Here is a 22397-nt window from a genome sequence, read left to right as displayed (position 1 = left end):
ACGTTTTATTTGAAATAGCACAATAGGTTAAATTACAGTGATCCGCATGATCTGCGGTCAACCGAATTTTACAGATGCTGTAAAAGCTCCAGCTGTTCTCCGTTCGGTCCGATAAAAAACGCGTTGCGGATGCCGCCGAAGATCGGGAGGTCAGCTGCCTTGTCGACACCGCCCCGGAAGTTTGTGATCCCGGCTGCCTTTAAGTCTGCGATGGCAGCGTCGATGTCATTGACTTCGATTGCGATGTGCGGGAAGAGACCGCCCTGGGCGGTCACATCAGTGCCGTCATGTGGCTCGATGATCTCGAGGTCAAAGCCCGGCATGCTGACGATCTTGATGTGGTTAGTTCCAAGCGGCTTCTGGACATCAGCCTGTCCAGTGACCTTTCCACCGAGACATTCGTAGAATTTTATGGATGTTTCAAGATCCTTTGTGAAAAGCGCGATATGCGCAAGTCCTGTGATGTGTTTCATGATAAGAATCCTTTCCGCGTTCCAGCGCAGCAAATCTCCAGATAAAAGCACCAGATCAGAAGCAGATGGTCTTACCTGAGTGATCCTACAGAGGCGGAAACGCTGTTGCTGTAGTTTTTCTATCTCAAACTATGCTTATTATAGGATTATTTGAAACAGAGTGCAAGAAAAAAGTAGCGACTGATCCCTGCCCGTGTACAGCAACAATTTTCTCAGTGACGGGCAGAAAAAACTGTGCTATACTCTTGTATTATGAAAAATTTTATTGTATTTGATTTGGAATGGAACCAGAACCCGGGCGGTAAAGAAGCGTCTGTGGAGCGGCTTCCTTTTGAGATCTTTGAGATCGGAGCAGTAAAACTGAATGAAGAGCGTGAGAAGGTCGCGGAGTTTCACCGGATCATCCGTCCCTGCGTGTACCGCCAGATGCACCGGATCATCTCTGAGGTGACCCATGTTTCCATCGAAGAGTTAGAGCGGGATGGAGAGCCGTTTGCGGCGGTGATGGAGGATTTCCTTAAATGGTGCGGCGAGGACTGCATATTCTGCACCTGGGGAAGTATGGACCTTACGGAGCTGCAGAGGAACATGGTCTATCATGGGATGACGATCCCGTTCCCGAAACCGTTCCTTTTTTATGATGTCCAGAAACTGTACAGCCTGTGTTATCAGGACGGAAAGGCGAGAATTTCGTTGGATGAGGCGGTGGAGTCCTTTGCACTTGACGTGGACGCGCCGTTCCATAGGGCGCTTGGCGACGCAGAGTATACGGGACGTGTGATGCGGGCCATGGATTTTGAGTCTGTGAAGGACTATGTGTCCGTGGACTACTATATGCCGCCGGAGAGCGAGGATGAGGAGTTCACGCTGCGTTTCCCGGAGTACACGAAGTTTGTGTCCCGGATGTTTGAGACAAAGGAAGAGGCGATGGAGGAGAAGCGGGTGACAGATGTTGTCTGCACGAAGTGCCGCCGGATGTTGAGGAAAAAGATCCGCTGGTTTTCCTCGGGGCAGCGCTATTACCTCTGCCTTGCGACATGCCCGGAACACGGTATGATGAAAGGAAAAATCCGGATGAAAAAGTCGGAGGACGGCAGAGTTTTTGCCGTAAAGACGGTAAAACCGGTGGATGAGGAAGGTGCAGAAGCTGTTTTCCTGAAAAAAGAGGAGGCCCGGATCCGCCGTGCGGAGAAAAGCAGGCAGAAGAAACTCCATGGAGTGGAATAGAGGCGGCAGCCCGGAAGATACGGCAGCAATTGAGCACTTTGCTCCTGAAAAAACGGATGTGAAAAGATAGAAAAAGAGCAGAGGTATTGCTTCAAAAAGCATACATCTGCTCTTTTAGTTTACATAAAATAAAACTTATCGTCTCCGAAAACGATCTCTGAGCCGCTCCCGGAATCCCGGCTGCTTAATCCCGGACTTGGATCTTAAGTGCTTTTCCATGATCATATCAAATTCTGTGGAAGAATATCCCCATTCCTTTAAACGTTTTTCGCGCCGCTGATGACGGAGAAAACGCTCGTTCTGGGCCTTGTTTTCCTGATAGATCATGATTCCGGAGACGGCGCCGCCAATGGCTCCGATGACAGCGGCAGCGATCAGGACTTTCTTAACAATGCCGAAAGCAGGAGAGGAGGTCCAGGATGTCTTATTGCTGCCCGTTTTTTTAGAGGAAGGTTCGGTTTCCTTGTCAGGTGCCTTAGAAGGAACGGTTTCAGCCACAGTCTCAGTCTCCGCGGTATCCGTGCTCTGATTCACTGCTCCGGGCACATATCCCTGTGTCACAGTCGCCTCCAGATAAGCCTGTCCCACAAGCTTATCCCCATAGCGGTAATCGATCCGTGCAATCGCCCCATCCGGTGCATCGTCAGTCAGGTCGTAGTCCAGTGTGGAAGTCACATCGGAGAAGCTCCCATCCGCAGGTAAAGTCACCGCGCTGTTTTTATTTACCGTGAGTCTTGTAGCACTCCCGGAAAAGATCCCGGAGATCGTCAGATCATCAGCCACCTTGCTGTAAGTGCTGTCCTGATCCGCAACCGGAACGGACTTGAAATTTTTAAATCCATAGTCAAACAGTGCTTTTGTGTCGGAATAATGGGTCTGGTGACCATTGAGAACGACAGCTATGAGCTTCATTCCATCGCGCTCCGCGCATGTCACCAATGTATTTCCCGCAAGCAAGGTGTAACCGGTCTTTCCGCCGATGGCACCGTCGTAATAAAGGGAATCATTCCGCCGCAGCATTCTGTGGTGGGCGTAGTAGCGCCAGCCATCCGGGTACTGCTTTAATTTCCCCGCAGGAACGTCATAGTATGTTGTGGAATCAACCTCTACAAATGTCGGATTATTAAATGCCGCCTTCGCGATCAGAGCCATGTCATAAGCGGATACATAGTGATTCGGATTATTCAGACCGCTCGGGTTTGCGAAATGGGAGTCCGTACATCCAAGCTCCGCCGCCTTCTCATTCATCTTCTCCGCAAAAGCATCAATACTGCCTGCGCAGTGTTCGGCCAGAGCGTTTGCAACCTCATTCGCGGACTGTAAAAGCAGGGCATAAAGACAGTCCCGGACACTTAACGTATCTCCGGCGCGGGCCCCCAGAATGGAGGAGTTCGGCTCAAGAGAGTTCACCGCTGTGTTGGAGAACGTCACGGTCTCATCAAGCCCACAGTTTTCAATCACGATCAGTGCCGTCAGGATCTTTGTGATACTTGCCGGATAATACGGTTCATGGCTGTTCTTCTCAAACAAAACCGCTCCCGAATTGATGTCCATTAGGATCCCGCCGTCCGCCGAGATCGAGATCTCCGACGGCCACTCAGCCGCCGCATATGCCGTCTGTCCCGGACAAAAGCCGAGGATCAGCGTCAGACAGAGAAAAATACTTAAAATTCGTTTCATGGAACTCCTTGAAAAAATTGCCGCTATGTTTACCCGACGTGGCGGCTGTTTTGATGTCTCAAATCCCATCGGCACAGCCGATCAGAAATGGATTTTTGCCTGTAATTGTGAAAGATTGAATGATCACAGTACTCGTACTATGGATTATAGCAGTTTGAAGACAGGGCTGCAACCGATAAATGATATAAAAAAACCGGCAGATCTACCTGCCGGCTCTTTTATATAATACCAGATTCCCAACAAAAAACATCCCAACGATCACCGCAAACACCAGCGCGATCCGCGCGGCGGTATCGAAGAAGAAACCTTCCGGAACGATGTTGATGAGCATGTCGGTGCGTGGATCGAGGACCCACAGATCATTGTTGAAAAAGATTTTGTGGAAAACAATGAAATATTTTGAGAAGTCTGTGGATATAATGCCGATCAGGGCCAGTGCTACGGCAAAGACTGCGCCGGTGCCGATACAGAGGGATTTCGGGATCAGGCGCTTTAACGCCTCTGTCCGCTCCGCACTCTTACGTCCCCAGAAATAAGCCAGGGACGCGAAGCATAGGGTGATCAGGATCCCGATCCGGCGAAGCCACAGGCCGCCGATGAAGAGTCCCCGCACGTCCTCCATGTGGGCAATCTCCCGGTCATTAAAAAATTCCCGGTATTCCCCGCCCATGGTGGTGTATACGTGAAGGTTTTCACGCTTTCCGCGAAGAAATGCCATCATTTCATCGGTAACGTCTAAAAGATCATCCATGGTCATCTCAGGAAGATCATTCAGAACCTGATATTTCGTGTATTCCTTCTCATAATATCCTGGCGTCCAGTAGGTGACTGCCTCAACGGACGTGATAAGGAACGCGATGATCAGCCAGAATGCGGTGAAGATCCCGGCGGCGTAGGTAATGGTCTTTGCTGTTTTTGTCATTTCGTGGTACTCCGTTTGATTACTTTTAGTCTTGTGAACTCCTCGCGGTCCTTTTCCTCCAGGGCGTTGGTGATGTCCTTCACAAGTGCCTGGTAGGACGGGATCGTGATGTTTTTCAATGCATTGGCCCGCTTCTGGGTCTTCTTAATGCTCTCGGCAAGACGGTAGGCGGATGTCTCCACGGTTGCGAGGTCTGCGGTCAGTTCCTTCACGCGCTCGAAGGCGATTCGTGCCTCGTCCAGCGAATCGCTGGTGCTGTAAAACGAATAAGGCGGTTTTTCATCTTTTGACGGTGTATACTCGACAAGCGGGATCTCCGTTCCCATGATGCTGCGCGCCTTGATCCGGATATCATCCGTGACGGGAAGTGAACCTGCGATCTCCTCCACATAGTGGATTCCCATCTCGATATTGGCCTTCTGGAGTGCCTTGTAGGCGGCGGTAAAAGTGGAATCGATCTCGGACTGGATCGCTTTTGCCTGATCGATCAGGCCCATAAGTTCCCGCAGCAAGATGTTCCTCTTTTTATCCATCAGTCCGTACCCCTGAGTCGCAAGGGCGAGGGAGTTTTTCGCAAGGATCAGATTTCCCTTGGTGGGGAATGTGTTCGGATTCATGAGATCCCCTCCTTATGAAGCGTCTGAAGCGGCGTCTGCAGGTTTATAATACTTGTCTAAGATCTTCGTGTCAATACGGTCGAGCTCTTCTCTCGGAAGAAGTCCTAAAAGCTCCCAGCCGATATTTAAGGTGTCGATGATGGTACGGTTGTCATGGATATCCTGTCCGATGAACCGTTTTTCAAATTCCCGGCCGAATTCCAGATACTTTTTATCGATCGGGGAGAGCTCATCTTCACCGATAACAGATGCGAGGGCTCTCGCGTCGCCCACCTTTGCGTAGCAGGAAAACAGCTGGTTTGCCACATCCTGATGATCTTCACGGGTAAATCCCTCACCGATGCCGTCCTTCATAAGACGGGACAGGGACGGAAGCACGCTGATCGGCGGGTAGATGGACTGACCGTTTAAGCTGCGGTCCAGAACGATCTGACCTTCTGTGATGTAACCGGTAAGGTCCGGGATCGGGTGGGTGATATCATCGTTCGGCATGGTAAGGATCGGGATCTGTGTGACAGATCCGTTGACTCCGGCGACGATTCCGGCGCGCTCATAGAGAGATGCCAGATCACTGTATAAGTATCCCGGATATCCCTTACGGGACGGGATCTCGCCCTTTGAGGAGGAAACCTCACGCAACGCCTCAGCGTAGGAGGTCATATCCGTCAGGATGACCAGGATATGCATGCCTTTTTCAAATGCGAGGTATTCGGCAACTGTGAGGGCAACCTTCGGTGTGATCAGACGCTCGACGACCGGGTCATTTGCAAGATTGATAAACATGGCAACATGGTCCAGAACGCCGCTCTCGCGGAAGGTACGTTCAAAGTATTCGGCAACATCGTACTTGACGCCCATAGCTGCGAATACGACGGCGAACTTTTCATCGGAATTGTCTCCCAGAGAGGACTGCATGACGATCTGTGCTGCCAGCTGGTCGTGGGGAAGTCCGTTTCCGGAGAAGATCGGGAGCTTCTGTCCGCGGATCAGGGTCATCAAACCGTCAATGGCGGAGATACCGGTACGGATGTAGTTACGCGGATATTCACGGGCCACCGGGTTTAACGGCTTTCCGTTTACATCCAGTTTTTTATCAGCTAAGATCGGTCCCAGACCGTCGATGGGATTTCCCAGACCGTCAAAAGTACGGCCTAACATATCGGCGGAGACGCCGATCTCCATCGGATGTCCGGTGAGACGGGTATGAGTGTTTTTCAATGCCATGTTTCCGGTGCTCTCAAACACCTGGATCACGGCTTTATCCTCGTACGCCTCGATAATGCGTCCGAGCTTCTTTTCTTTTCCGTCGACGGTCATTTCCACGATTTCATCATAAGATGCCCCGGAAACGCCTTCGAGGACGGCAAGAGGGCCGTTTAAGGAACTAAGGCCAAGATATTCGACTGCCATTGTGATCTGCCTCCTTATGCGTTGCGCTCGATGACGGAATTGTAGAAGTCATCGATCTGCTTCTTATAGTCGTCAAACATGTCGAGACGGTCATTCGGGACGTCATATTTGATGGCAATGATCTTCTCAAAGATCTTTTCTTCTTTGAGGACGGATACCGGCATGCCCATGGCAACGAGGGCACGGGATTTTTTATAGAGATAAAGGATGATCTCCATCATCTTAAACTGCTTTTTCAGCGGAACGCAGGTATCTTCCTTATGGAAAGCGTTCTGCTGAAGGAAACCGAGACGGATAACCTTGGCGATCTCGAGGACGAGCTTCTGGTCATCAGGGAGAACATCGGATCCGATCAGTTTTACGATCTCCATCAGGCTGCTTTCCTGATTCAGGATCGTGACGAGCTGGTTACGGTAATTGACAAAGTTTTTATCCACATGCTCAGAGTACCAGGAAGAAAGATCCGTGAGGTATTCCGAGTAGCTGGTCAGCCATTGGATCGCCGGGAAGTGTCTCGCGTAGGCGAGGTTCTTATCAAGTCCCCAGAAGCAGCGGACGAAACGCTTGGTGTTCTGTGTGACCGGCTCGGAGAAATCGCCGCCCTGAGGGGATACGGCTCCGATGATGGATACGGAACCTTCCGTTCCGTTTAAGTTCTGGACCATTCCGGCACGCTCATAGAACTGGGACAGGCGGGATGCCAGATAAGCCGGGAAACCTTCCTCGGCCGGCATTTCCTCCAGACGGCCGGAGAGCTCACGGAGCGCCTCAGCCCAACGGGAGGTGGAGTCTGCCATGATCGCTACGTTGTATCCCATGTCGCGGTAGTATTCTGCAAGTGTCAGGCCGGAGTAAAGACTCGCCTCACGGGCGGCAACCGGCATGTTGGAGGTATTGGCGATCAACGTAGTCCGCTCCATCAGTGGGTTTCCACTCTTTGGGTCGATCAGCTCGCTGAATTCCTCCAGAACCTGTGTCATTTCATTTCCACGCTCGCCGCAGCCGATGTAGATGATGATATCGGCATCGGACCACTTGGCGATCTGGTGCTGGGTCATGGTCTTTCCGGTACCGAATCCGCCCGGGATCGCCGCCGTGCCGCCCTTTGCGAGCGGGAACAGGGTGTCAAGGATACGCTGTCCTGTGATCAGCGGTTTGGATGCCGGATAACGCTTTACGGTCGGACGCGGGATACGGATCGGCCACTTCTGTGTCATGGTGATGGCTTTTTCCGTTCCGTCCTTTGTCATAAGCGTGATCAGTGTATCATTGATCGTATATTCACCGTCGGAGACAACGGAGAGGACATCACCCTCCAGATCCGGTGGGATCATGACTTTATGGGTGATGGCTCTCGTCTCAGGAACCTCCGCGATGATGGTGCCGCCGTAGACATGATCGCCGCGCTTTACGGTCATGTGGGTCTGCCATTTCTTTTCTGTATCAAGGGATGTTACATGAACACCGCGGTCAATATAATAGCCGCTTGATTTTTTGATAGCGGCTAACGGACGTTCGATTCCATCAAAAATATTTGTGATAATGCCGGGGGCAAGTGTGACGGAGACAGGAGCTCCTGTTCCTGTGACCGGCTCTCCGGGCTTCAGACCTGTGGTCTCCTCATAGACCTCGATCGTTGTGCGTTCGGAGGTCAGTCCGATGACCTCGCCGACGAGGTTTGCCTCTCCGACGTAGACCATCTCATTCATCTGAAAACCGGAATCACCGGCAATATAGACGATCGGGCCGTTGATCCCGTAAATTGTGCCTTTTGCAGCCATGTTGATTTCCTCCAAAAATGTTATAAAAAGTAACTGGCCGGCAGGTCTGCGCGTGTACTGCGCTGCCCGCGGAAACGTATCGCACAGTTACAGTGAGAACTGGAAGTCCTGTTCAGCTTCTTTGAGCTTCGTCTCAAAGGAGTTATCGATCAGGATATTTTTCGAGGCGATGACGGCCCGCGTGCCGCCGAGAAACGGGTACTGGCTGACGCGGATGTCGCAGTCGGTCCTTAAGGATAAAAGATTCTGCTTTTCCCTGTCGGACGGGTCGATATAGATATGGATCTCACTGGATCCTGCAAATGCTTTTTCTTTTTTGATCTGCGCCTCTAAGAGTGTGTCATATTTCGGGGTCTCCATGAACCGCGCCAGTTTGTCGCGAAGCTCAGAGAAGACTTTTCCGCGGAGTTCCTCATCTTTTCTGCTGTAGGAACGGCGGATCTCGATCTGGCCTAAGGACAGGTTTTTGTTGGTCTCCCGTGCGATCCGCTCTTTTTCGGCAGCGATCTGCAATGCTGCCTGCTTTCTGGCGTTTTCTTTATGCTCATTCAGGATCTTTTCCTCATAAGCGGTATAATCAGAGACTGCCTGCTCGTATTTCTTTAATGCGTCGCCTGTGCAGATGTCTTCAAAATGCTGTAATTTTTCTTCGGTTGTCAAAGCAGCCACCTCCTTGATTCCAATATCGATCTGCAGCGGTTCCGGATCGCTGTCGCCTGCGGACGGAACCGCTGTGTGCATACTATAACTTTAGTCCGATCGCGTCATTTACATATGCCGTGATGAAATCGGGCCGCCGTCCTGTTCCGTGGCGGTCCGGGATTTCGATGAGAAGCGGCTTTTTATGTTCTGTGCGTACCGTCTTAACCAGCTCCGGATACTTCTTTCCGAGAGCTTCGGTGAGCAGGATGATCCCGATATTTTTGTCTTTTAACACTTCGTTCAACGCCTTTTCCAGCGTTCCTTTTTCATTTGCGATCACACCGTCCACGCCCGCCAGCCGCATGCCGGTCAGCGTGTCGGTATTATCGCTGATCAAATACATTCTCATAGCCGGTCTCCATTCCTGGTAATAGTTCAGCCATGTTGTCAGGCATTAAAGTTTACCGATGATCATGAAGGAGATGATAAGTCCGTACAGGCAGACACCTTCGGCAAGACCTACGAAGATAAGAGATTTACCAAGAATGGAGGAATCCTCACTGATAGCGCCAAGTGCTGCGGATGCTGCCGCGGAAACGGCAACGCCGCCGCCGATACAGGAAAGTCCGGTGGAAAGAGCAGCTGCGATGTAGCCCATACCGGTGGAGATGCCGCCAGCTGCAGCTGTGGACTCGGCTGCGAATGCAGTGCCGCCAAAGAGTACGCAGACGGCGAAGAGCATGGTTCCGAAGAACATTACGGTGTTGGCTGCGAGGGCTGTTTTATAGCGTCCTTTTGTCTTTTCACCTGCGGCGAAAGCTCCGAAGGGGACAGCAATGCTGAAAATAAGTGCAACGGTTAAAAGAAGTTTTACTGCGATTGTCATGACGATGACCTCCTAAAATCTGTATTTTACCATTTATTGTAACGATTCAGTGCCTTCATAGTTACACGCAAAAATCCATTCCAGATCAGCTTCGCTGATGGGATTTTTGCCTTCCAGCCTATGTTTTATTACGGTCAGCGCAGCAAGTGCGCAGACCTACTGAACAGTTACCATTTATTCTTATTTCTCGTAGAACGGTTTAAATTCCCGGCCGCTTCCTTTATAGAACCGGCTGAACAGCTCGTAGTACTCGAGACGGAGTACCTGGATCCCGACGATCAGGCCCTCCATGCCGCACACGAACAGGTTTCCGAGAACAATGACCGGTATGGACGGTGCTCCGGTTTCTGCGCCTGCGAGCATTAAAACAACCTGCATCATGGCTGCATGGCTGACGGCGAAGGCGCCCACACGGACGAAGGAAAGCGTGTTGGAGAAGTAGCTTAAGAGTACTTCAAACAGCTCGAAAAATCCCTGTGTGATGAACATTCCCACGCCACCGGAGATCTTCTCAGATTTCTTTTCCAGAACTGCTGTGAGCGGTTCCTTAAAGAACATCACGAGAAGCGGCAGGACGAACATGATGATCAGGACCGCTGCAGCCGGAAGTGTATGTCCGCTCATGAACATTACGATGGTGGCTGCAAGACTGAAATAAAAGACGAAGCCTGCGAGACCGTTTGTATCGAACCAGGTCTTTTCGGTGTCATGGTTCTTAAAGCTCGTAATCATGTTTAAGATCATCGTAAAGAGGATGACTCCCATGCCGAGAGCAATGGCAACGACGAACACGGTGTTCAGACGACCCACAAACGGAAGATCCGTCATGGCTTCGGTCGGCTTTAACCACAGCGCCGGAATCACATCTTCAAATCCGAAGACGCTTCCGAAGAGGCATCCGAAGATCGTTGAGAAGAATCCGCAGCAGGAGATAATGGCTGCCAGATCGATCTTTTTGAACTTATAGAGCAGGAAACCGCCGATCAGAAGGACAAGGCCCTGTCCGGCATCTCCGAACATGAAGCCGAAGAAGATGGAGTAGGTGATGGCGATCAGAAGCGTCGGATCAAACTCGTCGTAGGACGGAAGTCCGTACATCTTTACGAACATCTCAAACGGCCGCAGCAGCGGAATGTTTTTTAACTTGGTGGGCGGAATGCTGGTCACGTGCTCTTTGCTGTCCTCTAAGACGAAGAATGTGTCCGCGTCCTTTGCGAGGTCCCTGTGGAGAGCTTCCGCGTCCTCTTTTGTCATCCAGCCGCAGAGAATGTAGAACGGATGATCCTTATCATGAGTGCATGCCGCATACTTTCTCACATTGAAGTTTGCTTCATAGGATTTCAGCACCTGGCTGGCATCCCGGAGACTGGTCTGTCTCGTCAGCAGGTACCCGGAATCTTTTGCGTCCAGGGCCTGTTCCTTTGCTTTCAGATTTGCAAGCTCGTTTTCCAGACGTTCGACCTCGGTCTTCGGGGTTCCGGCGTACTCATCCGGGAGATAGATCCTCTCGAACTGCAGGGACGAGAAGACGGTGTCGATCCGGTCGGAGGTGATATCCGGTGTGAAGTAGAGCAAAGAAATATAGTGGTCTGATTCGTGGCATTTGAACAGGATCGTCTCATCCGAGCGGTCGGCGAATGCCTGAAGCTGCGGGAAGCTTTCTTTTCTGATACGTCCGAACCGGTACTTGATGTGCTTCAGCTTCAGAATTGCCGGAATATCGAAGTCCAGTTCCACATACAGGCGTACCTGCTCCAACAGGGAAGAGACTTCTTTTTCTTTTGCCTTTAAGGACTCCCGCTCCTCATCGGAGGCGGCGAGCTCCGTATCCATGTCATTTACAAGTGTGATGGCGTTCTCCACAGGCATTGTTCCGGTGGAAATCTCCTGCTGTTTTGCGCCGGGACAGGAAGCGAGAAGTTTCTGCGCTTTCTGAAGCGGTTCCCGGTATGGATTGGTTCCGGGATATGGTTCTAATTTTGATGCGGATCTTAATTCGGTCAGCGCGTTTTCCAGCTGGATCTCATAGTGGGAGAGATACTGGTTGACCATTCGGTCCAGATCGTTCTTTGGCCCGGAGATGCTGACGAATTTCATTTTTTCGATCACAGAGCATACCCCCTTTTCTAACTTTCTGCCAGGCAGGTGAGAATTTCTGAACTGCCAAGGCTGTAACGGATCCCCTCAACGGTGGTGATGATTTTTCTGATCTCTTCTTCCTTAAAATAGAAGTAGCTGTTTAACGCAGCCGCGGAATACGGATCATTCCGTCCGGATTTGCTGTACACAGCATCCAGAAGCGCCCGGAACAGGGAATGCAGTTCCGGATTCTCCTGCTGTTCGCCGGATGCCCGAAAGATCCGGTTTCCGTAGCGGGTCCCCTTTAGGATCCGGTCAAATTCCTCTATAGACGGCGCTTCGGCAAGCTCCCTTGCCTGGGACTTTTTTAAACGGTGCCATACGGGGATCAGAAGCTCCATAATGGCATCGGCAGATAATTTGTAGTGGCGTTTCGCTCTTGCGAGCCATTCAATATTTAAAAGATCGATCTTTTCACCGGCACAGTCGGCGATGGCCTCCCGGTCGTCTTTTGAAAGCTGGTCTTTTAAACTTTTCCAGAAACGGATGAAGTACAGGATGTCCAGAGCAGATTCGAACTCAGACAGGGAAGTGATGCCCTGATCCCTTAAGTCCTTTAACGGACCATAATAAGGGGTGTTCTGAATGCTGTCCAGATATTCGTCCAGATCTTTTGAATCAGTCAGGGCGGTGAAATCCAGGTGGGAGTGCTTTCGGAAGAAGGGCTCAAAGCTCTTAAAGTTCAAATCTGAGCGTTTTCCGGAAACCGCGTCCCTCAGACACCGTTTCATGACATCGATCTCGAAATGGAGAAAGTAGAGATCCAGAAATTTTCTCTGGGTTCCGTTTGCGAATCGGAACAGCCTTGAGAAATCACCATAGAGGGAGTGCCACAAAAGCTCTTCGATCTTACTTCTGTGGAGTTCCTCATTTTCGACACCGGAAAAAACATCCCTGTAGGCGGGAGAACTTTTCAGGTATTCGACCGCAGCCGGTACATTCTCCATTCCCGCGAGGACCGAGAACTCATCATCCGTGAGGAAATGCCCGCGCATCGCGGCAAGCTTGGCAGCGATCGCACTGTAAGTGATGAGACTTCCCATAGATCACACCTCGGTCATAGAACGGAAGAGGGAGTCCACATACCAGGAATGCTTTTCTTCGTAATGCTGTTCCAGGCGGGCGATCTGGTCACCGGCGGCGGTTTTCTGCCTGTCAAGCTCCGCGGCGGCTTCTGCCTCCATTTTCTGGCGCATGGACTGGATCTCCAGTTCGGTTTCATGATTCAGCTCCTTGTCAAACTGTTTCGTCTTTGCCTCATATTCTGCTGCAAGAGTTTTTTTCTTGTCAGCAGCGCCGTCTAAGATCGCGACAGTCTTTTCTTCAATCTGGGAGAGCTGATTGATGATATTGTTCATTGATTTGTCTCCTTTCTGAGAAGGATTTTCCCTCATCCGGGGGGATGGGGCCAGAAACCTCGGAGTTTTCTGCGGTAAAATTCAAGTCAGGTTTTCCTGGGTGTCTGACCCCGGTAACATTATAATATAGCTTGAAAATCAGGAATTTCAAATATATAATAATTATGCTGTTATAACATGAATGTTATAATAATCGGAAAATGCTATAAATGAACAAAAAATTAGCACAAAATTAACATGATCGTTAAGGCGCGAAAGAAAAAGGGGGAATGATATGGAAATCCAGCAGTTTCGGTATTTTTTGGCGGCAGCGCGGTATGAAAATCTGACAAAAGCGGCAGAAGATCTGCATATCGCCCAGCCGGCATTGTCCCAGTCCATCAAGCGTCTGGAGACGGAGCTCGGCGTAAGCCTTTTTGACCGGAAAAATCACCGGATCGAGCTCAACGAACAGGGGAAACTCCTGAAAAAACGCCTGATCCCGATTCTGGAATCCATCGATAATCTAAAGGATGAGCTCTGGGAGTCGGTTTATTCATCGGAGCGCACGATCTATTTAAATTTCCTGTCCGCGTCGAACCTCATTACGAACAGTATTATTTCCTATCGGGCCCTGAAACCGGATGTCCAGTTTCAGGTATCCCAGCTTGAGATGACGGAGAGCTGTGATATCCATATCGAATCAAGGATCGCTATATCTGTGACGCCTCCGCATCCGCAGGAACTTCCAGATGGCGTGGTAAGACGGGAATATCTGAGGGAGGAGATTTTTCTGGCAGTACCGCCGGATTCAAAGTTTGCGAAACATAAGACCGTCGATCTGCGGGAAGTGAAGGAAGAAAATTTCATCCGTCTCGGAAACGGCTGGCAGCTCCGCGGGATCTGCGATGATTTCTGCCGGAGAGCGGGGATCCGCCCTCAGGCGGTGTTTGAGAGCAACAGTCCGGAGTCGGTGCGCAACCTGATCGCGGCAGGGCTTGGAATCGGCTTCTGGCCGGAAAAAGCCTGGGGTGGAAAGCCGGGGCATGGTGTTGTCCTGATCCCGATCCGTTACCCGAACTGCAGGCGTGACCTGGTGGTCACGGTGTTTGAGCAGGCAGGAAATAAGCCGGTGGTGGATGAGTTTGTGAATTATTTCTGTAAGTATTTTGAGAAAGACCCGTCGGGGATGGGAGATGTGACGGTGTAAGAATGTAGTATAAATGAAAAAAGAACTCTGAAGTCAGCAATAGGGCGGGATCCATCGGAATCCCGCCCTAAATATTGGCTTTAGAGCTTTTTTGAATTTGATATTCCAATAAGTTATTACTCCGCTGTTAGAAATTCCTTCGCGACATAGGCTTCCTGTCCGTTGTACTTGATGACGGCCCAGGTATCGTCGTGGTCGCGGAGATATTCAACGGATGCGCCCGGGTCCAGTTTTCCGATGCGGTCCGCGTCGGTGGACGGTTCTTTGCGGACGTTCAAGGTCGTTGTTGTCTTGTAGGAGGAGCCGGAAGCTGTGCTCTCCGGTTCAGTCTCCGGGGCTGTGGTCTCTGCTGTTTCCGTTGTGATCACTGGTGCGGAGGTCTCCTCTGTAGCCGGTTTCTTCGGCGTGAGGACACGGATCAGGACGATCAGGATGATCACGAGGACGATCGGAACCACAAATTTTAAAAGATCAGCCGGCTGCATGCCGCTTCCGGACTGCCGGGAACCGGCGCTGCGGTTTCTGGACTGCTGGGGACGGCTACCGGCCGGGCGTCTTCCGCGGGGGGCTTTCCCGTTGTCTGCAAAGGAGTAGATCTCCTGGGACAGCACGTGGTAGGCCTGGTTTGCATTGTAGGCACCGTTATCGCCGTTTTTTGCGGCTTTTGTGCCGATGTCGTAGATCTGTAAGTAGTGCTCGGCGGTGGATTTTGAGATCCAGCCGTTGTTGTAGAGCTCGTGGATCATAGAGTCCATGGAGCCTTCCATGATCCCCGCCTGTTCACATTGGAGCTTAACCATGTATTCCACGGTCTGTTTTGCTTTGATCATGGACTGGTTGTATTGTTTTTGTCCCATGAGACGCTCGGTCTCCTGAACATTCTGACGGATCTTATCCCATCCGTTAGGAATGTCGTTTCTTGCCATATAAATCCCTCCGTTTTATGTATTTTAACGGCGCGTGAAGGTGAAAATCCGGTGCCGGTGAAGGTGCCGGATACTCACAGATGCCGTTTCCTTCTATGTAATGCTGTGCGCCTGATGAAACGATCACAGACACGAAAAGAGCGATTTTGTCAGCCATTATCTTTATTATACTGGAACAGTGGGAAAATTGCACGAAAAATTTTTGGACAATTTAAGAATTTTCTGTTTCCAAAAGATATATTGAAAGAAAAATTCTGCGCGTCACTGTTACCTTGCAAAATAAGGCTTTCAATGATAAAATGAGACACAAGCAATATCAGGAGGAAATACATTATGAGATTACGCCATATCAAAGGCGCGGAAGAAGAGATTGCTGAGAGCCCATATGTGGTCCAGGATCCGCAGTCACTGAAGGGAAGGTGGCATGAATTTTTTGGAAACGATAATCCGATCCGCATTGAGGTCGGAATGGGAAAAGGAAAATTCATCATGGAGCTTGCCCAGATGAACCCGGATATCAATTACGTGGGAATCGAGCGTTACTCCAGCGTTCTGCTTCGCGGACTTCAGAAGCGCGCGGAGCTGGAGCTTTCTAATATTTATTTTATGAGGATCGATGCCTTAGAGCTTACGGAGGTGTTCGCGGATAATGAGGTGGAGCGGATCTACTTAAATTTCTCGGATCCGTGGCCGAAGGACCGCCATGCGAAGCGCCGCCTGACATCAGACCGTTTCCTTGCCGTGTATGATAAGATTTTACAGCCGGACGGAATTATCGAGTTTAAGACCGACAATCAGGACCTGTTCCGCTATTCTTTAGAATCCATTCCGGAGGCAGGCTGGCAGGTGACATCCCATACATTTGATCTTCACCACAGCGATATGGCCGAGGGAAATGTTATGACAGAGTACGAGACGAAGTTCTCCGCGGAGGGCAAGCCGATCTGTAAGCTGACCGCCCGCCGTGATAAGTCATAAATATCTGCATATAATAGACGTGAAATGACGGAAAGGCCGTGTGCCGGATGAGTATGTGGGCATGCGTAAAGCGGTGGCTCTCACAGGCAACCTGCGACAAGATGGAACTGAATCGGAAAATTATCCGGATCAGGAAATGTTTTGACGAGGCAAATGATGTTGTCTGCGGCAGAAAGAAAAAATAAGCGCGGCAGAGAGGTTTTCTGTGACCGCCGGAGCGGTAAGCGAATGCGGTGGAAAAGCTTTGAATGCAGCAGGATATTAATGGAAGGAGAAAATAATATGGAAACAGTATTTACAAGCGCAAATTTTGATGCTGATGTTCTGGGCTCAGAGATCCCGGTAGTTGTGGATTTCTTTGCGACATGGTGCGGCCCGTGCCGTATGATGGCTCCGGTGATCGAAGAGCTCGCTGAGGAGTACGACGGAAAAGTAAAGATCGGCAAACTCGATGTAGACGAGAACAGTGATATTGCTGCCCGCTACGGAGTTATGTCTATCCCGACGATCATTCTTTTCAAGGATGGAGAAATTTTTTCCAAGAGCGTTGGACTTCAGGATAAAGAAGTTCTGGAAAATGCGATCAAAGAGATGTTGTAAGAAACAGGGACAAAAAAGCCGGCAAACCCGCATGTTTGCTGGCTTTTTTAATCGTTTCATTTGTACCTGTTTTTTGAAAAACAAAAAAATTAAAAAAAATTCAAAAAAGGTGTTGACTTTTTTCTTGGTTTATCCTATAATACAAAACGTGCCACGGATGAGGCAAACAAAACAAAGAAAAACAACAAACCAAGCACCTTTAGCTCAGCTGGTAGAGCAGTAGACTCTTAATCTATTTGTCCAGGGTTCGAATCCCTGAAGGTGCACGAAAAAAGCACTGTTTTAGCGGATGATAAGCCGCCGGGACGGTGTTTTTTGTTACACTGATATCGAATCATTCAATAATCATATCATTCGTTCAAATATTTGTTATTCATTATATATTCCCGATTTTATGATTTTAATTTAATTTTAAAATGTGATATACTATATAAATAGAAAAAGTGTATGAAAAATTTACCAACAGGATCCTCATTTAGGGGATCCTGTTTCGGAATCACAGGTAATTAAAGGGAGATTAAAAGGATGAAAGAAATCAAAATCACAGAGATCGAAAACATCAGGATCGGCAGCGCAGAGAATAAAGAAGCGGGGACCGGGTGTACGGTTATTATCTGCGAGCGGGGCGCAGCAGCCGGGCTGGATGTCCGCGGGGGCGGTCCGGCATCCAGGGAATCAGAGCTTTTAAAGCCTATGGCGGCAGCTGACGTGATCCAGGCAGTTTTACTCAGCGGCGGAAGTGCGTTCGGTCTGGACGCGGCTGGGGGCGTTATGGAGTATCTGGAAGAACGTGGGATCGGCTTTGATGTGGGAATCACGAAGGTACCGCTTGTATGCGAGTCCTGCCTGTTTGACCTGATGGTCGGGGATTTTAAGACGAGACCGGATAAGGCCATGGGATACGCGGCATGCGAGGGCGCGGAGAAGAATAATTATCAGGATGGAAACTTCGGCGCTGGAACAGGCGCGTCCGTCGGAAAGCTGGGGGACAAGTCTCTCTGCATGAAGGGCGGAATCGGAAGCTATGCGGTGCAGATTGGGGATCTGAAGGTCGGCGCAATCGTTGCGGTGAATGCGAGAGGCGATATCTATGACTGGAAGGACGGAAAGAAGGTCGCCGGTCTTTTAAATGCGGACAGGAAGACATTTGCGGACACAGAAGAAGCCGTTTATAAGAGCTATGAAGTGATCAAGAACAAGTTCACCGGCGCGACAGAGAATACGACCATCGGTGCGGTGATTACGAACGCGGCATTCCCGAAGAGCAGCCTCTGCAAGATCGCCGGGATGGCCCACGACGGCTATGCGCGGGCGATCCGTCCTGTTCATACCTCTTCCGACGGAGACAGCATCTACGCTCTGTCTGTGGGCGATGTGAAGGCAGATCAGGATATGGTCGGAACCCTCGGTGCCCAGGTTATGGCGGAGGCGATCCTGAGGGCTGTGAGGAGCGCGGAGTCGGCCTACGGACTTGTTGGAGCGAAGGATTTGTAAAAATAGTGAAAAAGAGCGGCTGCCCGGCAAAGCTTTGCCGATATGACAGCCGCTTTTTCTATACGGTTACATCTGTCCTGTCACGCGCAGGTACAGACCAAGCTCCATCTCAAGCGCCTCTGAAATTCCGCGCTCATCTAATTGGAAATGGCAGTTATGGTGCGGGGAAGAGGTAATCGGGCGTTCGGGATCAGCCATTCCGATCTGGAAGTAGGCACCCGGCTTCTCAAGAAGATAGTAGGCAAAATCCTCACCGCCAAGGGCATCCGGGCGTTCGTAGACGGTATATCCGAGGTCTCTTGTGACACTGCGGACCGTTTCGATCTCCTCCGGCACGTTGATGGCTGCCGGATAGCCCAGAGTCGTGGTCACATCGCAGGTGAGGCCGAATCCGGCGCAGATCCCCCTGCTGATGGAGTGGATGGAGTCAAAGACTTTGTCGATCAGGTCATTGTTTAAAGTGCGGACATTGCCGCCGAGAGTCACGGTATCCGTGATGATATTCGGATACTGGCCGCCATTTATATAGGAAACCGTAAGAACACCGCCTTCCAGCGGATTCTTTTTTTCAGCCAGGATCTGGTTTAAAGCAGATCCGACCATGCAGGCCACGGGGACCGGATTCAGGGCATTCTGCGGATAACCGCCATGACCGCCCTTTCCATGGATCTTCACTTCATAAATACCGATCGCTGCGGAATACGCCCGGGGAGTCACGGCGATGGTGCCGAGCGGAAACGCGGAAGCACAGTGGAAACCATAGATGAGATCGACATCCTTCATGGCACCTTCCTCGCAGAGCGCCTTAGCGCCTCCCGGGAGCTTTTCCTCGGCTGCCTGAAAGATCAGCTTCACAGTTCCACGGACAAGCTCCGGATGGGCTGTGAGGACCTTTGCGAAGGTTAAAAGGACTGCGGTATGGATATCGTGTCCACAGGCATGCATAACGCCGGGAACCTCGGACTTAAATGGGAGATCATTTTCTTCCTCCACCGGGAGCGCGTCGATGTCCGCGCGGAACGCGATGCATGGACCGGTTTTTTCGCCTTTTATGACAGCGACCGTGCTGGTTCCGGAGATCCCTTCCATCAGTGGGACGCCCAGGGCATTCAGGGTGCTGCGGATGTAATCGGCAGTGCCTGTCTCCTGAAAGGAGAGCTCCGGGTGTCGATGCAGGTAACGGCGTGTTTCAATCAGTTCTTTTTCATAGGGGCTTGTGATGGACTTGACAAATTCTTTCATATAAAACCTCCGTTTTTCTCGTTTATACTATTTATAGGAACAACTTATTGGAACAACAGCTTATTGGTCTGTGGCTGGATCAAACGACACATTTGCGATCACGACTTCATTGTTAGTCCCGACCCGCATCGCCGGTCCCCAGACACCGGCACCGGAGGTGACAATAGACGTCATAGCCCCCTTTTTCAGGACTCCGCAGGCGTTTTCCCAGAGAAAATGGACCACAAGGTTTGCCGGAAACATCTGACCGTCATGGGTGTGGCCGGAGAGGTCCAGATCGACACCGGCATCGGAGGCTTCTGACAATTCTCCCGGCTGGTGATCCATGACGATGATGGGAAGTGAGGGATCGAGAGGTTCGGTGATCTCAGCAAAGGTTTTCCGCGGGAGCTGTTCTTTTTTTGCCATATCCTTATCCCGGCGGCCGACAAGATAGAATGCATTATTGATGCAGACGGTCTCGTCCTCCAGCATCGTGATACCGGCGTGGTGCAGAAATTCCGTAAACCGCCCGTCCCGGACGATCGTTTCCTTCTGTGGAAATGTGAATCCGGCGAGGATCTTCTCGCTTACGTCATGGTTGCCCCAGCAGGCGTATGTGCCGTACCGGCTCTTGATATCGGATAGAATGTCAGCCACCTCATCCGGGTCCTTGATCGCGTTGTAATCATTGTCGAAGAGATCTCCGGCAATGCAGACGAGATCGACATTTTGGGAGTTAATGGTGTCTACGATCTTTCTTACATGGGACTTCGTGGAGTTGTATCCAAGGTGAAGATCCGCGATCAGGGCGATCTTAAGTCCCGGAAGAGAAGAACTCTTTTCGATGACGACCGGATCCTGCCGCACATAGACCCGTCTTGCATGCAGGACACCGTAAATGCTGACCATAAGGATCAGGCCAATGGCAAAGCCGCCAAAGATCACGAGATTTTTCGGCATGGTATGCAGCATGGCCGGGTACCGGTATTTCATAAAGAAGGAATGGCCGGTGACACGGCGGATCACGTCGAAGGTGATGATAAAAAGCAGGATATATTCCAGAGTGCCGAGCCAGTAGTTGCTGATCACCCGGAGAAAATGGTGAAGTGGTTCTTTTGTGATCAGAAATCCGGTCAGCGGGCTGACGGCAAAAAATAGATAGAGGACTGTGACAGGGATCCTGAAAAACAGTGAATGAAGCGCCGGGGAGCAGGAATCCGCCCAGGCGTAGAGCCATAAAAGAATGTATGCCTGAAATAACAGGTAGACCGGAGATAAAAATACAGCTAACATGAGATACTCCTGATGCTTCGTGGACAGGAATGGTGTATAATGATTCCTGTACGGTGGTTTATGGTGTAAGTATAGCGAACACTTTAACAATTTGCAATGGAAAAGAAGAAAAGAGGTTGTTATGATCGAGCTGACAGGAATGATCTCCATTCCATATTTAAAGAAGACAACATTTACCGGAAGTGAAAAGGGAACGAATTTTATGATCCGGAAGATCAGCGGAGAGGAAGGCGAGCCGGATAAGATCCAGGCGATCACCTGGCCGGGGCCGTTTATTTTTTCTGTGACGGAAGATGAAAAAAAGACGTATCAGGAATTTGAGTTCAGCGAGGACGGGATCAAAGCGGCAGTAGCCTGGCTGAATGAGGTGACATAGAGAGGAATCCTGTATACAAAAAGGCCCGGAAGTTTTCGGGGTGAAAATATTTTAAGAACGAGTATGACCGGTGAAGTTAAGCCGGTTATACTCGTTCCCTGTTTTATAGACTTTAGCCGATCTGCGTATACAGAGCATTAGATCTGATGTACAGATGTGGGAGACGTTCCCTACATCGACGGTGTTCTCGCCACAAGATCCAGTGTCACATCCGTAAATCTCTGCTTTAAGAGCGCGCAGATCTCCTTCCGCTGCTCCATAAGCTTCGGGATCATGTCCTCGGTGAGCTGGAGTTTTGCGCACCACGGCGCATCGGCCTTTGGGTCTGCGGCAGCGGGATCCGGGTACACGCGGACGCGGAAATCGCGGAATCCAAGGTCGGAGAGGGATTTCTCCGCCCATTCCACATCCCTTAATACAGAAGCTTCGATGGAAATTCCCGACGGAACTCTCGTCGCAAGACAGGCGTAGGCGGGCTTGTTCCATGTAAATAATCCGGCATTTCGGGAATATTCCCGGAGTGCCGTTTTTGTTATTCCGGAAAGGCGCAGCGGGGACAGTACCTTCATTTCTTTTAAAGCGCGCATGCCCGGGCGGTCACCGGCGTCATCGGAGGCGTTCGTTCCGTCCATGATCTCGGTAAAGCCGTCCTCCTTTGCGGCTTTCAGGATTCCGCCGAATACCTGATTCTTGCAGTAGTAGCAGCGGTCTTTCGGATTGCTCTTTACGACTTTATCCGTCAGCACATCAAAGGGCAGGACCGTCATGTCCGCGTGTAATGATTCAGCGAGAAGCTTCGCGTCATCTAACTCAAATTGCGGCTGGAACGGAGTGGAGACATAGTAAGCATGTACATTTGCTCCGCAGGCCTTTGCGGCATAGAGAAGATAAGAGGAATCCGTTCCGCCGGAAAAAGCAAGAGCGATGGTAGAATGCTCCGCAAAAAATTCCCGGAGTGCGGCCGGAACGCAGTCTATGGAAACGTTGATCGTGTTGTTCATAAGGAATTCTCCGTCCTTTCATATTCTCAAGTTGAACGTCCGTGAGACTTGCCGCGTGATTCTGGTCAGAGAAGCTGACATATTTCTATCAAAATCACTGCGCATCCTCGCGGAGCGTTTATCTTAGCAGTCTCGTACGGGTGGTCATATCTTCATAGCAAATTGGTAGGTTTAATTCACT

The 22397-nt window shown here is 50.5% G+C and carries 23 protein-coding genes and 1 tRNA gene; 8 read left to right on the top strand and 16 right to left on the bottom strand.

From position 1 onward, the window contains the following. Positions 1–68: 68 nt before the first annotated feature. Positions 69–473 carry a VOC family protein gene (locus DXA87_RS06570; RefSeq protein WP_133304030.1) on the bottom strand — a complete coding sequence of 135 codons (405 nt, stop codon included), beginning with the start codon at positions 471–473 and terminating at the stop codon, positions 69–71. A 252-nt stretch (positions 474–725) separates the two neighbouring features. Between DXA87_RS06570 and DXA87_RS06565 the strand changes: the two genes are divergently transcribed. Further along, the gene (locus DXA87_RS06565; protein WP_117503610.1) at positions 726–1700 is read left to right on the top strand and encodes a 3'-5' exonuclease; all 975 of its coding nucleotides are present in this window, start codon (positions 726–728) and stop codon (positions 1698–1700) included. A 135-nt stretch (positions 1701–1835) separates the two neighbouring features. Here the strand turns inward: DXA87_RS06565 and DXA87_RS06560 are convergent, their stop codons facing one another. The 11 genes from DXA87_RS06560 to DXA87_RS06510 form a co-directional block, all read right to left on the bottom strand. Further along, positions 1836–3380, bottom strand: coding sequence for a D-alanyl-D-alanine carboxypeptidase family protein (locus DXA87_RS06560; protein ID WP_117503609.1), 1545 nt, complete (start codon positions 3378–3380; stop codon positions 1836–1838). A 202-nt stretch (positions 3381–3582) separates the two neighbouring features. Further along, entirely contained in the window at positions 3583–4302 is a 720-nt protein-coding gene (locus DXA87_RS06555; protein WP_117503608.1) for a TIGR01906 family membrane protein, read from the bottom strand. After that, positions 4299–4919, bottom strand: coding sequence for a V-type ATP synthase subunit D (locus DXA87_RS06550; protein WP_117471000.1), 621 nt, complete (start codon positions 4917–4919; stop codon positions 4299–4301). The genes DXA87_RS06555 and DXA87_RS06550 overlap by 4 nt, the downstream gene beginning before the upstream one ends. A 12-nt stretch (positions 4920–4931) precedes the next feature. After that, positions 4932–6329: a V-type ATP synthase subunit B gene (locus DXA87_RS06545; RefSeq protein WP_015552849.1), complete on the bottom strand. Its 1398-nt coding sequence runs from the start codon at positions 6327–6329 to the stop codon at positions 4932–4934. Between the two features lie 14 nt (positions 6330–6343). Then, the gene (locus DXA87_RS06540) at positions 6344–8110 is read right to left on the bottom strand and encodes a V-type ATP synthase subunit A (RefSeq protein ID WP_117503607.1); all 1767 of its coding nucleotides are present in this window, start codon (positions 8108–8110) and stop codon (positions 6344–6346) included. Between the two features lie 87 nt (positions 8111–8197). Further along, positions 8198–8851: a V-type ATP synthase subunit E gene (locus tag DXA87_RS06535; protein ID WP_348982210.1), complete on the bottom strand. Its 654-nt coding sequence runs from the start codon at positions 8849–8851 to the stop codon at positions 8198–8200. Between the two features lies 1 nt (position 8852). After that, positions 8853–9161, bottom strand: a complete 309-nt coding sequence (locus DXA87_RS06530; RefSeq protein ID WP_117470998.1) for a V-type ATP synthase subunit F — start codon at positions 9159–9161, stop codon at positions 8853–8855. Positions 9162–9206: 45 nt separating this feature from the next. Beyond that, entirely contained in the window at positions 9207–9638 is a 432-nt protein-coding gene (locus DXA87_RS06525) for an ATP synthase subunit C (protein WP_015552854.1), read from the bottom strand. A 180-nt stretch (positions 9639–9818) separates the two neighbouring features. Continuing rightward, complete coding sequence (locus DXA87_RS06520) at positions 9819–11747, bottom strand: V-type ATPase 116kDa subunit family protein (RefSeq protein WP_117470997.1); 1929 nt, start codon at positions 11745–11747, stop codon at positions 9819–9821. 17 nt (positions 11748–11764) lie between these two features. Next, the gene (locus tag DXA87_RS06515; RefSeq protein WP_117470996.1) at positions 11765–12820 is read right to left on the bottom strand and encodes a V-type ATPase subunit; all 1056 of its coding nucleotides are present in this window, start codon (positions 12818–12820) and stop codon (positions 11765–11767) included. A gap of 3 nt (positions 12821–12823) precedes the next feature. Beyond that, positions 12824–13135: an ATPase gene (locus DXA87_RS06510; RefSeq protein WP_117483838.1), complete on the bottom strand. Its 312-nt coding sequence runs from the start codon at positions 13133–13135 to the stop codon at positions 12824–12826. Between the two features lie 274 nt (positions 13136–13409). Between DXA87_RS06510 and DXA87_RS06505 the strand changes: the two genes are divergently transcribed. Then, positions 13410–14324: a LysR family transcriptional regulator gene (locus DXA87_RS06505; RefSeq protein ID WP_117470994.1), complete on the top strand. Its 915-nt coding sequence runs from the start codon at positions 13410–13412 to the stop codon at positions 14322–14324. Positions 14325–14440: 116 nt separating this feature from the next. On the opposite strand, the gene DXA87_RS06500 is transcribed toward DXA87_RS06505, so the two are convergent. Then, on the bottom strand, positions 14441–15250 hold the full coding sequence (locus tag DXA87_RS06500) for an SH3 domain-containing protein (RefSeq protein ID WP_015552858.1): 810 nt from the start codon (positions 15248–15250) through the stop codon (positions 14441–14443). 333 nt (positions 15251–15583) lie between these two features. Here DXA87_RS06500 and trmB point away from each other — a divergent pair, with 333 nt between their 5' ends. From trmB to DXA87_RS06480, 5 genes are all read left to right on the top strand, one after another. Continuing rightward, positions 15584–16228, top strand: coding sequence for a tRNA (guanosine(46)-N7)-methyltransferase TrmB (gene trmB, locus DXA87_RS06495; RefSeq protein ID WP_117470993.1), 645 nt, complete (start codon positions 15584–15586; stop codon positions 16226–16228). 47 nt (positions 16229–16275) lie between these two features. Beyond that, positions 16276–16413: a hypothetical protein gene (locus DXA87_RS18125; RefSeq protein ID WP_165859928.1), complete on the top strand. Its 138-nt coding sequence runs from the start codon at positions 16276–16278 to the stop codon at positions 16411–16413. Positions 16414–16510: 97 nt separating this feature from the next. Further along, positions 16511–16828, top strand: a complete 318-nt coding sequence (gene trxA / locus DXA87_RS06490) for a thioredoxin (protein ID WP_117470992.1) — start codon at positions 16511–16513, stop codon at positions 16826–16828. Positions 16829–17021: 193 nt separating this feature from the next. After that, positions 17022–17094 (top strand) — tRNA-Lys (locus DXA87_RS06485). 259 nt (positions 17095–17353) lie between these two features. Beyond that, positions 17354–18322 carry a P1 family peptidase gene (locus DXA87_RS06480; protein WP_117471182.1) on the top strand — a complete coding sequence of 323 codons (969 nt, stop codon included), beginning with the start codon at positions 17354–17356 and terminating at the stop codon, positions 18320–18322. Positions 18323–18388: 66 nt separating this feature from the next. Here DXA87_RS06480 and DXA87_RS06475 read toward each other — a convergent pair whose 3' ends face one another. Together DXA87_RS06475 and DXA87_RS06470 are read right to left on the bottom strand one after the other, a co-directional pair. Then, a complete protein-coding gene (locus DXA87_RS06475; protein ID WP_117503606.1) occupies positions 18389–19564 on the bottom strand; it encodes an amidohydrolase in 1176 nt (391 codons plus the stop codon). A gap of 60 nt (positions 19565–19624) precedes the next feature. After that, positions 19625–20839, bottom strand: a complete 1215-nt coding sequence (locus tag DXA87_RS06470) for a metallophosphoesterase (RefSeq protein ID WP_158553035.1) — start codon at positions 20837–20839, stop codon at positions 19625–19627. 121 nt (positions 20840–20960) lie between these two features. Here DXA87_RS06470 and DXA87_RS06465 point away from each other — a divergent pair, with 121 nt between their 5' ends. Further along, a complete protein-coding gene (locus tag DXA87_RS06465; RefSeq protein WP_117503604.1) occupies positions 20961–21215 on the top strand; it encodes a hypothetical protein in 255 nt (84 codons plus the stop codon). Between the two features lie 170 nt (positions 21216–21385). Here DXA87_RS06465 and larE read toward each other — a convergent pair whose 3' ends face one another. Beyond that, a complete protein-coding gene (gene larE, locus DXA87_RS06460; RefSeq protein WP_117471185.1) occupies positions 21386–22216 on the bottom strand; it encodes an ATP-dependent sacrificial sulfur transferase LarE in 831 nt (276 codons plus the stop codon). Positions 22217–22397: the final 181 nt, after the last annotated feature.

The organism is Desulfotomaculum sp. OF05-3 (assembly GCF_003435535.1).
Taxonomy (GTDB): Bacteria; Bacillota; Clostridia; order Lachnospirales; family Lachnospiraceae; genus Pilosibacter; species Pilosibacter fragilis.
Note: the sequence above shows the minus strand (reverse complement) of the source record. Positions and strands in the feature narration are given on the sequence as shown.

Excerpts from the sequence above, each read along its gene's own strand:
- DXA87_RS06570 (WP_133304030.1), bottom strand. The coding sequence starts at position 473 with ATGAAACACATCACAGGACTTGCGCATATCGCGCTTTTCACAAAGGAT.
- DXA87_RS06565 (WP_117503610.1), top strand. The coding sequence starts at position 726 with ATGAAAAATTTTATTGTATTTGATTTGGAATGGAACCAGAACCCGGGC.
- DXA87_RS06560 (WP_117503609.1), bottom strand. The coding sequence starts at position 3,380 with ATGAAACGAATTTTAAGTATTTTTCTCTGTCTGACGCTGATCCTCGGC.
- DXA87_RS06555 (WP_117503608.1), bottom strand. The coding sequence starts at position 4,302 with ATGACAAAAACAGCAAAGACCATTACCTACGCCGCCGGGATCTTCACC.
- DXA87_RS06550 (WP_117471000.1), bottom strand. The coding sequence starts at position 4,919 with ATGAATCCGAACACATTCCCCACCAAGGGAAATCTGATCCTTGCGAAA.
- DXA87_RS06545 (WP_015552849.1), bottom strand. The coding sequence starts at position 6,329 with ATGGCAGTCGAATATCTTGGCCTTAGTTCCTTAAACGGCCCTCTTGCC.
- DXA87_RS06540 (WP_117503607.1), bottom strand. The coding sequence starts at position 8,110 with ATGGCTGCAAAAGGCACAATTTACGGGATCAACGGCCCGATCGTCTAT.
- DXA87_RS06535 (WP_348982210.1), bottom strand. The coding sequence starts at position 8,851 with ATGCACACAGCGGTTCCGTCCGCAGGCGACAGCGATCCGGAACCGCTG.
- DXA87_RS06530 (WP_117470998.1), bottom strand. The coding sequence starts at position 9,161 with ATGAGAATGTATTTGATCAGCGATAATACCGACACGCTGACCGGCATG.
- DXA87_RS06525 (WP_015552854.1), bottom strand. The coding sequence starts at position 9,638 with ATGACAATCGCAGTAAAACTTCTTTTAACCGTTGCACTTATTTTCAGC.
- DXA87_RS06515 (WP_117470996.1), bottom strand. The coding sequence starts at position 12,820 with ATGGGAAGTCTCATCACTTACAGTGCGATCGCTGCCAAGCTTGCCGCG.
- DXA87_RS06510 (WP_117483838.1), bottom strand. The coding sequence starts at position 13,135 with ATGAACAATATCATCAATCAGCTCTCCCAGATTGAAGAAAAGACTGTC.
- DXA87_RS06505 (WP_117470994.1), top strand. The coding sequence starts at position 13,410 with ATGGAAATCCAGCAGTTTCGGTATTTTTTGGCGGCAGCGCGGTATGAA.
- DXA87_RS06500 (WP_015552858.1), bottom strand. The coding sequence starts at position 15,250 with ATGGCAAGAAACGACATTCCTAACGGATGGGATAAGATCCGTCAGAAT.
- trmB (WP_117470993.1), top strand. The coding sequence starts at position 15,584 with ATGAGATTACGCCATATCAAAGGCGCGGAAGAAGAGATTGCTGAGAGC.
- DXA87_RS18125 (WP_165859928.1), top strand. The coding sequence starts at position 16,276 with ATGAGTATGTGGGCATGCGTAAAGCGGTGGCTCTCACAGGCAACCTGC.
- trxA (WP_117470992.1), top strand. The coding sequence starts at position 16,511 with ATGGAAACAGTATTTACAAGCGCAAATTTTGATGCTGATGTTCTGGGC.
- DXA87_RS06480 (WP_117471182.1), top strand. The coding sequence starts at position 17,354 with ATGAAAGAAATCAAAATCACAGAGATCGAAAACATCAGGATCGGCAGC.
- DXA87_RS06475 (WP_117503606.1), bottom strand. The coding sequence starts at position 19,564 with ATGAAAGAATTTGTCAAGTCCATCACAAGCCCCTATGAAAAAGAACTG.
- DXA87_RS06470 (WP_158553035.1), bottom strand. The coding sequence starts at position 20,839 with ATGTTAGCTGTATTTTTATCTCCGGTCTACCTGTTATTTCAGGCATAC.
- DXA87_RS06465 (WP_117503604.1), top strand. The coding sequence starts at position 20,961 with ATGATCGAGCTGACAGGAATGATCTCCATTCCATATTTAAAGAAGACA.
- larE (WP_117471185.1), bottom strand. The coding sequence starts at position 22,216 with ATGAACAACACGATCAACGTTTCCATAGACTGCGTTCCGGCCGCACTC.